Source organism: Proteus sp. PR00208 (genome assembly GCF_016238545.1).
Lineage (GTDB): Bacteria > Pseudomonadota > Gammaproteobacteria > Enterobacterales > Enterobacteriaceae > Proteus.
Map to the genome: position 1 here is coordinate 15,342 of NZ_JAEHQE010000022.1, position 15,334 is coordinate 30,675.

Annotated in this window: 12 protein-coding genes and 1 tRNA gene; 9 read left to right on the plus strand and 4 right to left on the minus strand. The window is 39.0% G+C overall.

Going from position 1 to position 15,334, the window contains the following annotated elements; translation table 11 throughout:
* Positions 1-54: 54 nt before the first annotated feature.
* Both glyS and glyQ read right to left on the minus strand, forming a co-directional pair.
* Positions 55-2,127 carry a glycine--tRNA ligase subunit beta gene (gene glyS, locus JEP36_RS14330; protein WP_198630378.1) on the minus strand — a complete coding sequence of 691 codons (2,073 nt, stop codon included), beginning with the start codon at positions 2,125-2,127 and terminating at the stop codon, positions 55-57.
* Positions 2,128-2,136: 9 nt separating this feature from the next.
* Entirely contained in the window at positions 2,137-3,042 is a 906-nt protein-coding gene (glyQ, locus tag JEP36_RS14335) for a glycine--tRNA ligase subunit alpha (protein WP_004246832.1), read from the minus strand.
* 238 nt (positions 3,043-3,280) lie between these two features.
* On the opposite strand from glyQ, the gene JEP36_RS14340 reads away from it, so the two are divergent.
* Together JEP36_RS14340 and JEP36_RS14345 are read left to right on the plus strand one after the other, a co-directional pair.
* A complete protein-coding gene (locus JEP36_RS14340; protein ID WP_198620064.1) occupies positions 3,281-3,865 on the plus strand; it encodes a DNA-3-methyladenine glycosylase I in 585 nt (194 codons plus the stop codon).
* 170 nt (positions 3,866-4,035) lie between these two features.
* A complete protein-coding gene (locus tag JEP36_RS14345; protein ID WP_198630379.1) occupies positions 4,036-5,295 on the plus strand; it encodes a valine--pyruvate transaminase in 1,260 nt (419 codons plus the stop codon).
* Positions 5,296-5,560: 265 nt separating this feature from the next.
* Here the strand turns inward: JEP36_RS14345 and JEP36_RS14350 are convergent, their stop codons facing one another.
* Entirely contained in the window at positions 5,561-7,219 is a 1,659-nt protein-coding gene (locus JEP36_RS14350) for a putative transporter (protein WP_198620062.1), read from the minus strand.
* 402 nt (positions 7,220-7,621) lie between these two features.
* Between JEP36_RS14350 and JEP36_RS14355 the strand changes: the two genes are divergently transcribed.
* Positions 7,622-7,945, plus strand: coding sequence for a YceK/YidQ family lipoprotein (locus JEP36_RS14355; RefSeq protein ID WP_198630380.1), 324 nt, complete (start codon positions 7,622-7,624; stop codon positions 7,943-7,945).
* Positions 7,946-8,007: 62 nt separating this feature from the next.
* On the opposite strand, the gene JEP36_RS14360 is transcribed toward JEP36_RS14355, so the two are convergent.
* Complete coding sequence (locus JEP36_RS14360; RefSeq protein WP_198620060.1) at positions 8,008-8,313, minus strand: DUF5339 family protein; 306 nt, start codon at positions 8,311-8,313, stop codon at positions 8,008-8,010.
* A gap of 299 nt (positions 8,314-8,612) precedes the next feature.
* Here JEP36_RS14360 and JEP36_RS14365 point away from each other — a divergent pair.
* The 6 genes from JEP36_RS14365 to dppF all read left to right on the plus strand — a co-directional run bounded on the left by JEP36_RS14365 (position 8,613) and on the right by dppF (position 15,247).
* Positions 8,613-8,689, plus strand: a tRNA-Pro gene (locus tag JEP36_RS14365).
* Positions 8,690-9,551: 862 nt separating this feature from the next.
* Entirely contained in the window at positions 9,552-11,159 is a 1,608-nt protein-coding gene (gene dppA / locus JEP36_RS14370; RefSeq protein WP_100159698.1) for a dipeptide ABC transporter periplasmic-binding protein DppA, read from the plus strand.
* Between the two features lie 165 nt (positions 11,160-11,324).
* On the plus strand, positions 11,325-12,344 hold the full coding sequence (gene dppB / locus JEP36_RS14375; protein ID WP_196534055.1) for a dipeptide ABC transporter permease DppB: 1,020 nt from the start codon (positions 11,325-11,327) through the stop codon (positions 12,342-12,344).
* A 10-nt stretch (positions 12,345-12,354) separates the two neighbouring features.
* On the plus strand, positions 12,355-13,257 hold the full coding sequence (gene dppC / locus JEP36_RS14380) for a dipeptide ABC transporter permease DppC (RefSeq protein WP_160230778.1): 903 nt from the start codon (positions 12,355-12,357) through the stop codon (positions 13,255-13,257).
* 12 nt (positions 13,258-13,269) lie between these two features.
* Positions 13,270-14,253: a dipeptide ABC transporter ATP-binding protein gene (dppD, locus tag JEP36_RS14385; protein WP_196534054.1), complete on the plus strand. Its 984-nt coding sequence runs from the start codon at positions 13,270-13,272 to the stop codon at positions 14,251-14,253.
* On the plus strand, positions 14,246-15,247 hold the full coding sequence (gene dppF, locus JEP36_RS14390; RefSeq protein ID WP_196534053.1) for a dipeptide ABC transporter ATP-binding subunit DppF: 1,002 nt from the start codon (positions 14,246-14,248) through the stop codon (positions 15,245-15,247). The genes dppD and dppF overlap by 8 nt, the downstream gene beginning before the upstream one ends.
* Positions 15,248-15,334: the final 87 nt, after the last annotated feature.

Sequence of the window (15,334 nt, forward strand, 5' to 3'; positions counted from 1 at the left end):
AAAAAACCGGCATTGTTTTCACAATGCCGGTTTACACTTTCTGAGCTTTACAACTTATTGTAAAACAGAAATATCTGCGACTTTTAAGAACAGTTCACGCAATTGACTTAACATTGTTAAACGGTTGATACGAACAGCCTCGTCTTCATCCATTACCATGACTTTATCAAAGAAGTTATTGACCACATCACGTAATGAGGCCAGTTCAACTAATGCTTCTTGATATTGGCGTTCTGCAAATAAAGGTGCCAATTTATCTTGTAATACAGAAAGATTAGCCGCTAATTGAACTTCTTCTGGTGCTTTTAAGACGGAAGCTAAAACGGTGTCATTTAGTTTTACATCAGCTGATTTAGCTAAGATATTGGAAACACGTTTATTGGCTTCTGCTAATGCAGAGGCTTCCTCTAATGTGCGGAAATAAGTTACTGCTTTAACGCGAGCATTGAAGTCAGCTGGCTGTGTTGGACGACGTGCCAATACAGCTTGAATAGTGTCAATGCTGTAACCCAGTTCTTGATACCAAGAACGGAAACGACCTAACATAAATTCGACCACATCACTGACCACATTTTTATTAGTCAGTTTGTCACCGTAAAGGCGAACCGCTTCTTGAGTCAGCTCTTCAATATCTAACGGTAAATCTTGCTCAACGATAATACGTAAAACACCCAGTGATGCACGACGTAGAGCAAATGGGTCTTTATCCCCTTTAGGATGTTGACCAATACCGAAAATACCCGCAAGTGTATCCATCTTCTCTGCAATAGCGAGGGCGCTAGCAACAGGATTAGAAGGTAATTCATCACCCGCGAAACGAGGCTGATATTGTTCTTTCAATGCAACTGCGACTTCTTCGGCTTCACCATCATGACGCGCATAATGCATACCCATAACACCTTGGGTATCTGTGAATTCGAACACCATATTGGTCATTAAGTCACATTTTGACAGTAAACCTGCACGGGTTGCTTTATTAACATCAGCACCCATTTTGCCCGCAATAAAGCCAGCTAATGCTTGAATACGGTCAGTTTTATCACGCAGTGTGCCTAAATCTTTTTGGAATAATACGGTTTCAAGGCGTGGTAAGTTATCTTCTAAACGTTGTTTACGGTCAGTTTTAAAGAAGAACTCGGCATCAGCTAAGCGAGGACGTACCACTTTTTCGTTACCGCTAATGATCTGCTGTGGATCAGAAGATTCAATATTAGTGACGAAAATAAAGTTTGGTAATAATCCACCTTGTTTGTCATAAACAGGGAAGTATTTTTGGTCACCTTTCATGGTATAAACCAGTGCTTCAGCAGGAACTTCAAGGAATTTTTCCTCAAATTTTGCTGTTAACACAACCGGCCATTCGACCAATGAAGTGACTTCTTCGACTAAGCTATCGCTTAAATCTGCAATACCGCCAAGTTTTTCAGCCGTAAGGCGAGCGTCATGAAGAATAATTGATTTACGCGTTTCGTAATCAGCAATCACTTTTCCGCGCTCATACAGAATTTCAGGATATTGATCCGCATTATCAATAGTGAATTCAGCTTCACCCATAAAGCGGTGACCACGAATAACGCGATCGCTTTGGATACCTAAAATTTCACCATCAATAACAGTATCACCTAATAATAAGGTGACAGTATGAACAGGGCGTACAAAGTGAGTTTCTTTATCGCCCCAGCGCATTAATTTTGGAATTGGTAATTTTGATAACGCATTGCTTACCATGCCAATCAGTAATTGGTTAACTGCTTCACCTTTTACTTCTGCACGATAAAATAACCATTCGCCTTTATCTGTTGATAAGCGCTCTGCTTGATCAACAGTAATGCCATTACCTCTTGCCCAACCTTCAGCTGCTTTTGTTGGTTTACCATCAGCATCAAATGCTTGAGCAATCGCAGGACCACGTTTTTCAATGGTTCTATCTGCTTGTGATTTTGCCATATTGGCCACTTTAATGGCTAAACGGCGAGGAGCTGCAAACCAAGATACATCACCATGAGTGATATTTGCGTTATCCAGTTCAGCAGTAAAATTAGCAGCAAAAGATTCGGCTAAAGAACGAAGCGCTTTCGGCGGTAATTCTTCTGTGCCGATTTCCACGAGGAAAGTCTCAGTTGTCATGATAGCCTCTTACTTTTTACACATAGGGAAACCAAGCGCTTCACGAGAAGCATAATATGCTTCAGCAACTGCTTTGGTTAAAGTACGGATACGTAAAATATAACGCTGGCGCTCTGTCACAGAGATAGCTTTACGTGCATCCAATAGGTTAAAGGTGTGTCCTGCTTTTAAAATACGTTCATAGGCAGGTAAAGGCAGAGGTTTTTCTAACTCTAACAACTCACGAGCTTCTTTTTCATATTGCTCAAAGCAAGAGAACAGGAAGTCTACGTCTGCGTATTCAAAGTTATAGGTTGATTGCTCAACTTCGTTTTGATGATAGATATCACCATAGGTGGTTTTACCTAATGGGCCATCACACCAAACTAAGTCATAAACGCTATCAACACCTTGAATATACATGGCAAGACGTTCTAAACCGTAAGTGATTTCACCCGTAACAGGTTTGCACTCTAATCCACCAACTTGTTGGAAATAGGTAAACTGCGTCACTTCCATGCCGTTGAGCCAAACTTCCCAGCCTAAGCCCCAAGCACCTAAAGTTGGGTTTTCCCAGTTATCTTCAACAAAACGAATATCATGAATTGTTGGGTCTAAACCTAATTCTCTTAATGAGCCAAGATAAAGTTCCTGAATATTATCAGGTGATGGCTTAATGATAACTTGGAATTGGTAATAGTGCTGTAAGCGGTTAGGGTTTTCACCGTAACGTCCATCTGTTGGACGACGAGAAGGCTGTACATAAGCCGCAGCGATAGGCTCTGGACCTAATGCTCGTAAACAAGTCATTGGGTGCGATGTGCCTGCGCCCACTTCCATATCTAATGGTTGGACAATGGTACAGCCCTGGCGAGCCCAGTAATCCTGCAGTGTCAGGATAAGACCTTGAAAGGTTTTGGTATCAAACTTTTGCATGTTATATCCGCATGGCGATACATAGAATAAAAAGAAAGGTTTCAGTATACCTTCTAGACGAAAGATATACAGCAAGGAATGCGGGCAATTTTCCCTCGATCAAAAAAATAATCCCTTAATTGAGTTTATGACTATGCTCAAAGAATTAGATTGAATTTTTTTTCACCTATTTACATGTATATTTATACAGTATATAAAATGGTACTATTAAAAGTTATTGGTAACAAGGAATGAAAAAATGAATAAGCGGCGTTGCGATTGGGTAACCAGTGATCCTGAATATTTGGCATATCATGACGAAGAATGGGGTAAACCTGAACGAGATAAGTACAAGCTTTTTGAAATGATCTGCCTTGAAGGTCAACAAGCAGGGCTATCTTGGTATACCGTGCTTAAGAAAAGAGAAGGTTTTCGTCGTTGTTTTTTTGATTTTTCGCCTGAAAAAATTGCCAAAATGACAGATAAGGATGTTGAGACCTTATTACAAAATCCCGCAATTATTCGTCATCAAGGAAAAATTAACGCCATTATTAATAACGCACGTATTTTTATGGCAATGGAAGAACAAGGTGAAGACTTTAGTCAGTTTATTTGGCAATTTATTGATAATAAACCCATTATTAATCAGTGGAACGATATTTCTCAGGTACCCGCATCAACTGACATCTCAGATAAAATGGCTAAAGCCTTAAAGAAAAAAGGCTTCAAATTTGTTGGCACAACAACTTGCTACGCTTTTATGCAAGCCGTTGGTATGGTAAATGACCATATTCTCTCTTGTTTTTGTCGCCAAGAAGAGAATAAAAACACCAATAAAAAGTAAAATATGAGTTGAGTTATCTTTAATTTGAGATGTAATTGGATTTATATTTCAATATTTTCATCTGTATTAATATTGTTGTTTTATGATTTTGATTATAACTATTGATGCAGATTAAAGCTCGCGGTATGGTGTTTCTTAACGAGAAAACAACATAGAAGATACCTGCAAAGATGACTCAACTATCACAATTTGGGCAAAAGTTTGCCCAGCATTCAGGCATTGCTCGCTTGATGCAAGACTTAAATGAAGGTATTCGCACACCTGGCGCAGTGATGCTCGGGGGGGGAAATCCTGCTCATATTCCTGAAATGGATAATTATTTTCGTCAATTACTTAAAGAGATGACAGAAAATGGCTCATTAAGTGATGCGGTTTGTAACTATGATGGCCCGCAAGGTAAAGATGCCATGTTACAAGCGCTGGCGGCATGTTTAAAAGAGAAGCTAGGCTGGAATATTTCGGCGAAAAATATTGCACTAACTAATGGCAGCCAAAGTGCTTTTTTCTATCTGTTTAATTTATTAGGTGGCACAACCAAGGATGGGAAAAAACGTAAAATTCTTTTCCCAATCGCCCCTGAATACATTGGTTATACTGATTCTGGATTAGAAGAAGATCTGTTTGTTGCGAATAAGCCAACAATAGAAATGTTGCCGAATGGGCAATTTAAATATCATGTTGATTTTGCTCATCTTGAAATCAGTGATGATATTGCGGCTATTTGTGTTTCGAGACCAACAAACCCAACGGGTAATGTTATTACAGATGACGAAGTTGAAAAGCTAGAGGCTTTAGCTAAACGGCACAATATCCCTCTGATTATAGATAATGCTTATGGTGTTCCTTTTCCAGGTATTATTTTTACTCAAGCAACACCTCGTTGGAATGACAACACTATCCTTTGCATGAGTCTATCTAAGTTAGGCTTACCAGGAGCGCGTTGTGGCATTATTATTGCCAGTGAAGAGCTGATTTCAGCCATTACAAATGTTAACGGCATTATTAGCCTCGCACCCGGTGGAATTGGGCCTGCAATGGCATTAGAAATGCTAAAACGCGATGATTTAATGCGGTTATCCCAAGACGTGATAGGGCCTTTCTATCATCAACGAGTACTTGAAACTATTCATATTATTCGCCGCTATTTACCTGAAGAACGTTGTCTTATTCATAAGCCTGAAGGTGCAATCTTTTTATGGCTTTGGTTTAAAGACTTACCCGTTTCTTGTGAAGAGCTTTATCGTCGTTTGAAAAAACGTGGCGTATTAATGGTGCCGGGACATTACTTCTTTCCAGGATTAGAAGATTCATGGGATCACGCTCATCAATGTATGCGAATGAATTACGTACCTGAGCCTGAATTGATTGAGGAAGGAATAAAAATTCTGGCTGAAGAAATCGAGAATATCTATCAGCCAGTGAATATCTAATAAAAATGCCCCTTCAGCGAGAAGAAGGGGCAAAGACAATAACGAGGACTTTTGAGCATAAGTTTGACGGAAAGAAATTGATTACTAAAAATTTAGCAATCCGTCTCAATCTAAATTTCTTAGCACGAGAACTATTAAAACAGATATTTATAAAATCTATGGCTTAAATAAGAGCCATTCATTGCCTTAATTATCCCTCTGCTAAGCTAAATGTGGATTTTGATAACAAACTTGGCTCAACTATTTAATATATTTATTATTTTTACTACAAAGTCCATATGATAAGTGCCATCAATTGTGGTGTTATGATGCGTAAAAACATGGCTAAAGGGTAAACTGTGGCATAGGAAAGCGCGGCAGCTCCACTTGAGCTATGAATTGAGTTTGCGAAGGCTAATGCAGGGGGATCGGTCATTGAGCCTGCTAACATTCCGCAGAGACTTAAATAATTAAGCTTAAAGAAGACTCTGGCGAGCACACCAACAATTAATAACGGTAATAATGTAATCAAAATACCGTAGCCAATCCAACTCAAGCCTTGACCATTAATTAACGTTTCAACAAATTCACCGCCAGAGTTTAGCCCTACCACCGCAAGAAACATGACAATACCCAGTTCTCGCAATGCCAAGTTTGCACTTGGAGGCATAAACCAATAGAGCTTACCAAATGTACCAATACGCCCTAAAATTAAGGCAACAACAAGGGGACCACCGGCTAATCCCAGTTTAAGTGCCACAGGAATGCCGGGAATAAAAATAGGAATAGAGCCAAGTAAAACCCCTAAGCCGATACCAATAAAGACAGGGAGCATTTGAACTTGTTCTAATTTCTGACGAGCGTTACCTAACAGGACTGTAATAGCTTCAATAGATTCAGGACGTCCAACGACATTAAGAATATCCCCGAATTGCAACATACTATTATTGCTTGGAATAAGTTCGATACCTGCGCGGTTCAATCGAGTCACTACAACATCGTATTTTCTTTTCAGATCCAGATCTTTTAAACGCTTACTGAGTACAGAATCATTCGTTACAACGACCCGCACTGATTGCAGTAAATTTGTTGATGTTGAAAGTGAAGCATCGACCTCTTCACCAAGTACTAGGCGTACTTTATTGAGATCTTCTTTTGAACCCACAATATGCAGTAAATCTCCCAACTGAATAATCGTTGATGGCATAGGTACCATAATGTTATCTCCACGCTTTAAACGGGAGCAGACGATGGCGTCCTCATTGAGCAGAGGAATATCTTGCATTAATAAGCCATCTAAATTGGGGTTTTTAATCGCAATATTAATGGTATGTAGTGCATCTTTAGTGCTGTGTTGTTGGTTGCTAAAAGCTTTTGCTTCTTCATCAATGTTGATTTTAAAGAACACACGAATAAGCCACATTACTAGCAGAATGCCACAGATCCCCATAGGATAAGCCATGGCATAGCCCATCCCCATTTGCCCCACAGATGTTGGGTCAACATGTAGATCTGTCAGTATTTGTTGTCCTGCACCTAAAGAAGGGGTGTTGGTAACAGCGCCCGAGAAAATACCCAAAATAATAGGCAAAGGAACGTCAAATAGACGATAAATAGACGCGGTTATGATTGAGCCAAGAAGAATAATTAATATGGCAAAGGCGTTTAGTTTTAAGCCCGAAACACGTAGTGAGGAAAAAAAACCAGGGCCGACTTGGATACCAATAGTATAAACGAAAAGAATAAGCCCAAATTCTTGAATAAAATGAAGGGTCTGTGCATTAAGAGATAAGTTATAGTGTTGAGCAAAGTGGCCAATAATAATTCCACCGAAAAGAACACCACCTATCCCTAGGCTGACCCGATAAATTTTGATATTGCCAATCCAAAGACCTAGAGCGCCTGCTAATGACAACATCACCATTGTTAATGCAATATCACTCATAAAAAAGATCCTGTACCCAAAAACAAAAATGAGAAAATTTGAGCTAAAACGATAAACCTATTTTGGCAAAAAACGATGAAAGTCGCTGTGTCTTATCGCACAGATTCAACATATATAGAGATCAAAAAAACAAGAAAGATAAATATAGAGTGAAAGTATTTATTTAAAATAATGAAGGTTGAATTTTAATATCATCGAAACATAATAATTAATAATATTATTATGCTTTTTTTTATTGGATAAAGTGAAACTTTCTTATACTAGAATTATTTATTTAATGACTGAAAAATTAAGCTTTTTTATATCATCTTTCTCTTGTCCTATAAGAGAAAACAGGTTTAACTATATGATAAAAAGCGTTGACTACAGATCTCGTTTTATAGGTGCCCTATGATATTCAGAATGACAAGTAAAAATTTAACATTAGTCACATTTTTGACGACATTACTGACAGGTTGCTCAAGTGTTATGACTCATGCAGGCCCGAATAAAGAACTTTATTCAGGGACAAAAAATAACATGACAATGCTAAAAGATGATGAAACTGGATGGGCAATGAAACCATTGGTTATTCTCGATCTCCCTTTTAGTGCCGTATTAGATACTTTATTATTACCTTATGATTATTATACTCAGGGTGATGATAAAAGTGATAATTCACCTAAAGAGCGCATAAAAAGATTGGAAAGCACAACTGTGAATAATAGTCATGAAAATAAGAATTAATATCAAGTTAATGACTAAATAATAAATAAGTAGTTATATTTAGTCATTATCTGTTTATTTAATTATTTATTTAGCACTGTTTCTTCTTTAGGGCCAAACATCTTATTCAAACTATTAAGCTCTTGCATTTCCTTGTCACATATTACTTTTTGGTTTGCCAAAGGCGCTGTCATTATCTGCTTTTTGCTTTGCTCGAAGTTAGCCTTAATCTCCGGTATATTATGTTTTAGATCTTCTCTTTGAGAAATGTACTGAATAAATTTATCCGCTTCTTTAAAGTACACTCGGCAAGCATGAGCTGTAGATGCTTGAGCTGGAAGTGTGGTTGACAATAAAAGTAGTGCGACACCCCACCAACATTGTTTCATTCTCTAAACTACCTACCTTATTTGACATAAGGTAATTATATAAAAAGCACACTAATTAGACGACAATAATTAAGAATAAATTTGTTATTTTTTTTCATGTTTTATGGACAACGTAAAGAAAGCCATAGTAAAACGAGGAAAGAAAGGTGAGCTTGTTACAATAAAGCTAAAACTCACCTCGTTTTTATGATAAAAAAGTTAAAAATCAACCGTTTTGGTTGAAAACCATACGAACAGTCAGGAGATACTAAAAAAGTATTGACGGAGTGGGTTTCTGGCAGTAAGATGCACCTCGTTTTCGGCGAGTAGCGCAGCCTGGTAGCGCAACTGGTTTGGGACCAGTGGGTCGGAGGTTCGAATCCTCTCTCGCCGACCATATTAAGAAACCCCGCTTTTAAAGCGGGGTTTTGTCGTTTTAGTCTTACCAAAATACCTTGCTCTTATTTTTGATTTCGCCATAAATGGTGTTTTCTCTCGATCATCTCACTTCTATCTCATCTCTATCTTGCATTCCAAACACGCATTCTGCTCAGAAGCAGAGAACCGTGGAAATATTTTCCAAATTAAGAGAAATATTGGCTAGAAATAGCTTTGGATTTATCCAGCTCAATAAAGTTGTTTTATCCTTAAATGATTTTATAAAAGCCCTATTAATAATCTAAAGAAACCTCTCAGTTTTTCGTTCAACTCTCTTTTTATTGAGGATGGAACGTCTGAGAATGTTGAACGAACATAAATTTTTCACTATAAAAGCATGAAAATCATTAATAACAGACTAAATCTAATCGGCTTATCTAGTTAAGTGGTTTGTTAAGAGCCAAAAATTGATACTTTTCACTCTATTTGCCTGATTAAAACTAAAATCAGGATCGTCTAGCAAGGTGATTATTTTTCTTCCATAACAGAATAAAGCACCAAGTTCTTTGTTTCATTTCAAAATATTCGTTCAATATTTAAGCGGTTAATCACAAATTATGGCTTTTTTTAAAATAGTCATTTCACTTAAGGATTTCTTAATGTGTGGTTTTATTGACTAGATATTAGTCAGAGACTTATTTTTTTATTCTGAGTTTGTTCGATATTTGTTTCATTTGTGTTTATAACAGGTTCTTTTTACCTTCTAACACCTTATTGACGTAAGGGAATACAGTTGGTTAATTGAACAATGACAAAATAAAAAGGTATTCCGTTTTTAAACAGGAAACCAAAACACAACAGAACAATTTCGGAGAGTAATGATGAAAAGCTCCAAAAAACAGACAGGAATTTTGACCGCTACAATTGGATTGCTCGCATTAGCTGTTTCTGCGGGTGTGCAGGCCAAAACATTGGTGTATTGCTCTGAAGGTTCGCCTGAAGGATTTAACCCTCAGTTATTTACCTCTGGAACAACCTATGACGCAAGTTCAGTACCTATCTATGACCGTTTAGTTGAATTTAAACTGGGTACAACAGAAATTATTCCGGGCTTAGCTGAAAGCTGGGATGTAAGCGATGATGGCAAAGTGTATACCTTTCATTTACGTAAAGGCGTGAATTGGCATAGTAGTAAAACCTTTAAGCCAACGCGTGAATTTAATGCGGATGACGTGATGTACACGTTTATGCGTCAAATGGATCCAAAACATCCTTACCATAAAGTCTCTGGCGGAAGTTATGAATACTTCTCCGGCATGGATATGAACAACATGATCGAGAAAATCGAGAAAGTTGATGATCATACCGTTCGTTTTGTTTTAACTCGTTCAGAAGCACCTTTTATTGCTGATATGGCAATGGACTTTGCATCCATATTATCTGCTGAATATGCGGATAATATGATGAAAGCAGGTACACCTGAGAAAGTGGATCTAGATCCTATCGGTACAGGGCCTTTTCAATTACAGCAATATCAAAAAGATTCTCGTATTCTTTATAAAGCCAATGACCAATATTGGGGTAAAAAACCAGATATTGACCGTTTAGTCTTCTCTATCACACCTGATGCCTCTGTACGATATGCAAAACTGCAAAAAGGTGAGTGTCAGGCAATGCCTTTCCCAAATCCTGCTGATATTGCGAAGATGAAACAAAATAGCGATATCAATCTATTAGAACAACCAGGCTTAAACGTGGGTTATATCTCTTTTAACGTTGAGAAAAAACCATTGGATAACCAAAAAGTTCGCCAAGCATTAAGTATGGCGGTGAATAAAGACGCCATTATTGAAGCGGTTTATCAAGGTGCAGGTCAGAAGGCGAAAAACCTCATCCCTCCTACAATGTGGGGTTATAACGATGACATCGTTGATTACGAATATAACCCTGAAAAAGCGAAAGCATTGCTAAAAGAAGCTGGTCTTGCAGATGGTTTTACTATCGATTTATGGGCAATGCCAGTACAGCGTCCTTATAACCCAAATGCCCGCCGTATGGCTGAAATGGTACAAGCGGATTGGGAAAAAATTGGCGTTAAAACCAAAATTGTAAGTTACGAGTGGGGCGAATATCTCAAGCGCGCTAAATCTGGCGAACACCAAGCAGTCATGATGGGTTGGACTGGTGATAACGGGGACCCTGATAACTTCTTCGCTACGCTATTTAGTTGTGCGGCAAAAGAGCAAGGATCGAACTATTCAAAATGGTGCTATAAGCCATTTGAAGATCTGATCCAGCCTGCACGAGTAGCCGCCGATCACGAAAAACGTGTTGAACTCTACAAACAAGCTCAAGTTGTTATGCATGATCAAGCGCCTGCTCTGATTATTGCTCACTCGACTGTTTATGAGCCTGTGAGTAAAAAAGTAGAAAACTACGTGGTTGACCCATTAGGTAAACATCACTTCGAGAATGTCTCTCTTAAATAATAGCAATACCTAATCGTTGGGTTGTCTTAAGTACGGTGTCTTTCTTTATGAAAGGCACCGCTATTCAATAATAACGAATACATTCAGTACACTGTGGGCGCAGGGGACTTTCCCCTGATTTATCAGCGCTATCTTTTAGCTGATGTTTGAAAAGAGAATTAGGATATGCTGCAATTTATCCTTCAACGTTTGGGACTTGTGATCCCTACGTTTATCGGAATTACATTACTGACGTTTATTTTCGTTCATCTTATTCCCGGTGATCCGGTAATGATTATGGCGGGTGAGCGTGGACTTTCTCCAGAACGACATGCTTATTTAATGGCTGAATTGGGACTGGATAAGCCTTTATGGCAACAATATCTCAATTATCTAAATGGTATTCTCCACGGTGATTTAGGTATCTCATTAAAAAGCCGCATTCCTGTATGGGATGAATTTTTACCTCGCTTTAAAGCTACTTTAGAACTTGGCGTTTGCGCCATGATTTTTGCGGTTTCAGTTGGGATCCCTGTTGGTGTTTTGGCTGCGGTAAAACGTGGTTCTATTTTTGATCACACCGCGATTAGTGTGTCATTAGCGGGTTACTCCATGCCAATTTTCTGGTGGGGGATCATGTTAATCATGCTAGTGTCTGTAAAATTAGACCTAACCCCAGTCTCTGGGCGCTTGGCTGATAGTGTCTTTTTAGATGACAGCAACCCACTCACTGGATTTATGCTGATTGATACCTTTATTTGGGGGGAGGAAGGGGATTTCTTAGATGCAGTTCACCACATCATTTTACCTGCTATTGTATTAGGAACCATTCCTTTAGCTGTTATCGTGCGTATGACGCGTTCTTCGATGCTTGAAGTATTAGGCGAAGATTATATTCGTACTGCTAGAGCAAAAGGTTTGAGCCGTGCTCGCGTCATTCTTATCCACGCATTACGCAATGCGATGTTGCCTGTTGTCACCGTTATTGGATTACAAGTTGGAACAATGCTGGCTGGTGCAATTTTAACAGAAACTATTTTCTCATGGCCGGGATTAGGACGCTGGTTGATTGATGCCTTACAGCGACGCGATTACCCAGTTGTTCAAGGTGGTGTGCTTTTAATTGCAACGATGATTATCTTTGTCAATCTGTTGGTTGATGTTCTTTATGGCATTGTGAATCCTCGTATTCGCCATAAAAAATAAGGAATGCATAATGACTGAAAATAAAGTAACACCGGTCATCAGTGCACCGGCTCCCATGACGCCCTTCCAAGAATTTTGGCACTACTTTAAACAAAATAAAGGTGCTGTTGTTGGGTTAATCTATATTGTAATTATGTTGCTTATTGCATTACTGGCGGGCTTTCTTGCACCTCATGCCCCTAATGAGCAATTTCGTGATTTCTTATTAGTGCCTCCTGTTTGGCAAGAAGGGGGAAGCTGGCAATTTATTCTCGGTACTGATGATGTTGGTCGCGATATTCTTTCTCGCTTAATGTTTGGTGCTCGACTTTCATTATTGGTGGGCTGTATTGTTGTCGTGCTATCACTTATCTTAGGAATTATTCTAGGATTGGCCGCGGGTTATTTCGGTGGTCTTGTAGATATCGGCATTATGCGTGTCGTCGATATCATGTTGGCATTACCAAGTTTATTATTGGCATTAGTGTTGGTAGCTATTTTTGGTCCTTCTATTGTTAATGCTTCTATCGCACTGACCTTTGTTGCTTTACCTCACTATGTTCGATTAACGCGAGCCGCTGTTTTAATTGAAGTTAACCGCGATTACGTTATTGCTTCTCGTGTTGCGGGGGCGGGCTCAATGCGTCAAATGTTTATCAATATCTTACCTAACTGTCTTGCCCCTTTAATTGTTCAAGCCTCTTTAGGTTTTTCTAATGCCATCTTAGATATGGCAGCATTAGGCTTTTTAGGAATGGGCGCGCAGCCACCGACACCTGAATGGGGAACCATGTTATCTGATGTATTGCAGTTTACACAGAGTGCGTGGTGGGTTGTGACGTTTCCTGGTCTTGCTATTTTGTTTACCGTATTAGCCTTTAACTTAATGGGTGATGGTTTACGAGATGCACTTGATCCGAAATTAAAGCAGTAACGGAGTAAGAACATGGCATTACTAAATATTAATCAATTATCTGTTCACTTTGGTGATGAAGATACTCCGTTTAAAGCGGTAGACCGAATAAGCTATCAGGTTGAAGAAGGGCAAGTTGTGGGTATTGTCGGTGAGTCTGGCTCTGGTAAATCAGTCAGTTCATTGGCAATTATGGGACTTATTGATTTTCCAGGACGAGTGACAGCACAAGAGCTTTATTTTGATGGCAGAGATCTGATGAAAATCTCTGAATCAGAGCGACGAAATTTGGTGGGTGCAGAGGTTGCAATGATTTTCCAAGATCCGATGACAAGCTTGAATCCTTGTTTTACGGTTGGCTATCAAATCATGGAAGCATTAAAAGTCCATCAGGGAGGAAGTCGTAAAACACGTAAACAACGTGCTATCGATCTCTTAACGCTGGTGGGTATTCCTGATCCCGCTTCTCGTTTAGATGTCTATCCACACCAGCTTTCAGGGGGAATGAGCCAGCGTGTGATGATCGCAATGGCGATCGCTTGTCGCCCTAAATTATTGATTGCAGATGAACCTACCACAGCACTGGATGTGACTATTCAGGCTCAAATCATAGAGCTTTTGCTCGATTTACAAAAACAAGAAAATATGGCGCTAGTGTTGATTACCCATGATCTTGCATTGGTGGCAGAAGCCGCAGACACCATTATTGTGATGTATGCGGGGCAAGTGGTGGAATCTGGAAAATCATCAGAAATTTTTAAAGCGCCTCGTCATCCTTATACTCAAGCATTATTAAGAGCACTCCCTGAGTTCGCGAGTAATAAAGCGCGACTAGCATCGCTACCGGGCGTTGTACCAGGGCGCTATGATCGACCAACAGGTTGCTTACTCAATCCTCGTTGCCCATATGCTCATGATGAATGTTATAAGGTTGAGCCTGAATTAAAAGAATTAGGAACGCATCGTGTGAAGTGTCATACACCGTTAGATAATGCAGGGGAACCTACCCATGGCTGAAGTTAATCCAAATGTATCAACTCCTTTATTAAAAGCGGTTAATTTAGCGAAGTATTACAGCGTAAAAGGTGGGCTTTTTTCAAAAGAGAGAACAGTTAAAGCCCTTGATGGTGTCTCTTTTGAATTAGAACGTGGTAAGACTTTGGCTGTTGTTGGTGAATCAGGATGTGGTAAATCCACATTAGGTCGATTACTCACGATGATTGAGGTTCCTACTTCAGGCGAGCTTGCTTATCGTGGGCAAAATCTGTTAATTAAAGATAAATCGGCTGAGAAGCTACGTCGCCAAAAGATCCAAATTGTGTTTCAAAATCCTTATGGATCATTGAATCCGCGTAAAAAAGTAGGGCAAATTTTAGAAGAGCCTTTATTGATTAATACAACACTGAATGCTTCTGAGCGTAAAGAAAAAGTATTATCAATGATGGCAAAAGTGGGATTAAAAACAGAGCACTATAGCCGATATCCTCATATGTTTTCTGGTGGTCAACGTCAGCGTATTGCTATTGCGCGTGGTTTGATGCTTGATCCAGACATTGTGGTAGCCGATGAGCCTGTTTCTGCGCTGGATGTATCCGTTCGTGCCCAAGTACTGAATTTGATGATGGATCTACAACAAGATATGGGGCTCTCTTATGTTTTTATTTCTCATGATCTCTCGGTTGTTGAGCATATTGCAGATGAAGTTATTGTAATGTATTTAGGGCGTTGTGTAGAAAAAGGAACAAAAGCTCAAATTTTTGAAAATCCACAACATCCTTATACACAGGCATTATTATCAGCCACACCAAGATTGACGCCTGAATTAAGACGAGAGCGTATTAAATTAACGGGAGAATTACCGAGCCCATTAAATCCGCCACCGGGTTGTGCTTTCGCTGCTCGTTGCCGTCGTGCATTTGGGCCATGTAGTCAATTACAGCCAACATTAAAAGAGTATAATGGTCAGCTTATTGCTTGTTTTGCGGTGGAGCAAGATAACGCGATAGTTTAAATAAAATAAATTTATCTCATAAAATAAGAACAATATACTGATTTATATTGTTCTTATTTTTTTTATTAATAATATTTAATTAATCTT

Coding starts and splice junctions, on each gene's coding strand:
- dppF (WP_196534053.1), top strand. CDS start 14,246: ATGGCTGAAGTTAATCCAAATGTATCAACTCCTTTATTAAAAGCGGTT.
- JEP36_RS14345 (WP_198630379.1), top strand. CDS start 4,036: ATGACTCAACTATCACAATTTGGGCAAAAGTTTGCCCAGCATTCAGGC.
- dppB (WP_196534055.1), top strand. CDS start 11,325: ATGCTGCAATTTATCCTTCAACGTTTGGGACTTGTGATCCCTACGTTT.
- dppC (WP_160230778.1), top strand. CDS start 12,355: ATGACTGAAAATAAAGTAACACCGGTCATCAGTGCACCGGCTCCCATG.
- JEP36_RS14340 (WP_198620064.1), top strand. CDS start 3,281: ATGAATAAGCGGCGTTGCGATTGGGTAACCAGTGATCCTGAATATTTG.
- glyQ (WP_004246832.1), bottom strand. CDS start 3,042: ATGCAAAAGTTTGATACCAAAACCTTTCAAGGTCTTATCCTGACACTG.
- JEP36_RS14360 (WP_198620060.1), bottom strand. CDS start 8,313: ATGAAACAATGTTGGTGGGGTGTCGCACTACTTTTATTGTCAACCACA.
- dppD (WP_196534054.1), top strand. CDS start 13,270: ATGGCATTACTAAATATTAATCAATTATCTGTTCACTTTGGTGATGAA.
- JEP36_RS14355 (WP_198630380.1), top strand. CDS start 7,622: ATGACAAGTAAAAATTTAACATTAGTCACATTTTTGACGACATTACTG.
- JEP36_RS14350 (WP_198620062.1), bottom strand. CDS start 7,219: ATGAGTGATATTGCATTAACAATGGTGATGTTGTCATTAGCAGGCGCT.
- glyS (WP_198630378.1), bottom strand. CDS start 2,127: ATGACAACTGAGACTTTCCTCGTGGAAATCGGCACAGAAGAATTACCG.
- dppA (WP_100159698.1), top strand. CDS start 9,552: ATGAAAAGCTCCAAAAAACAGACAGGAATTTTGACCGCTACAATTGGA.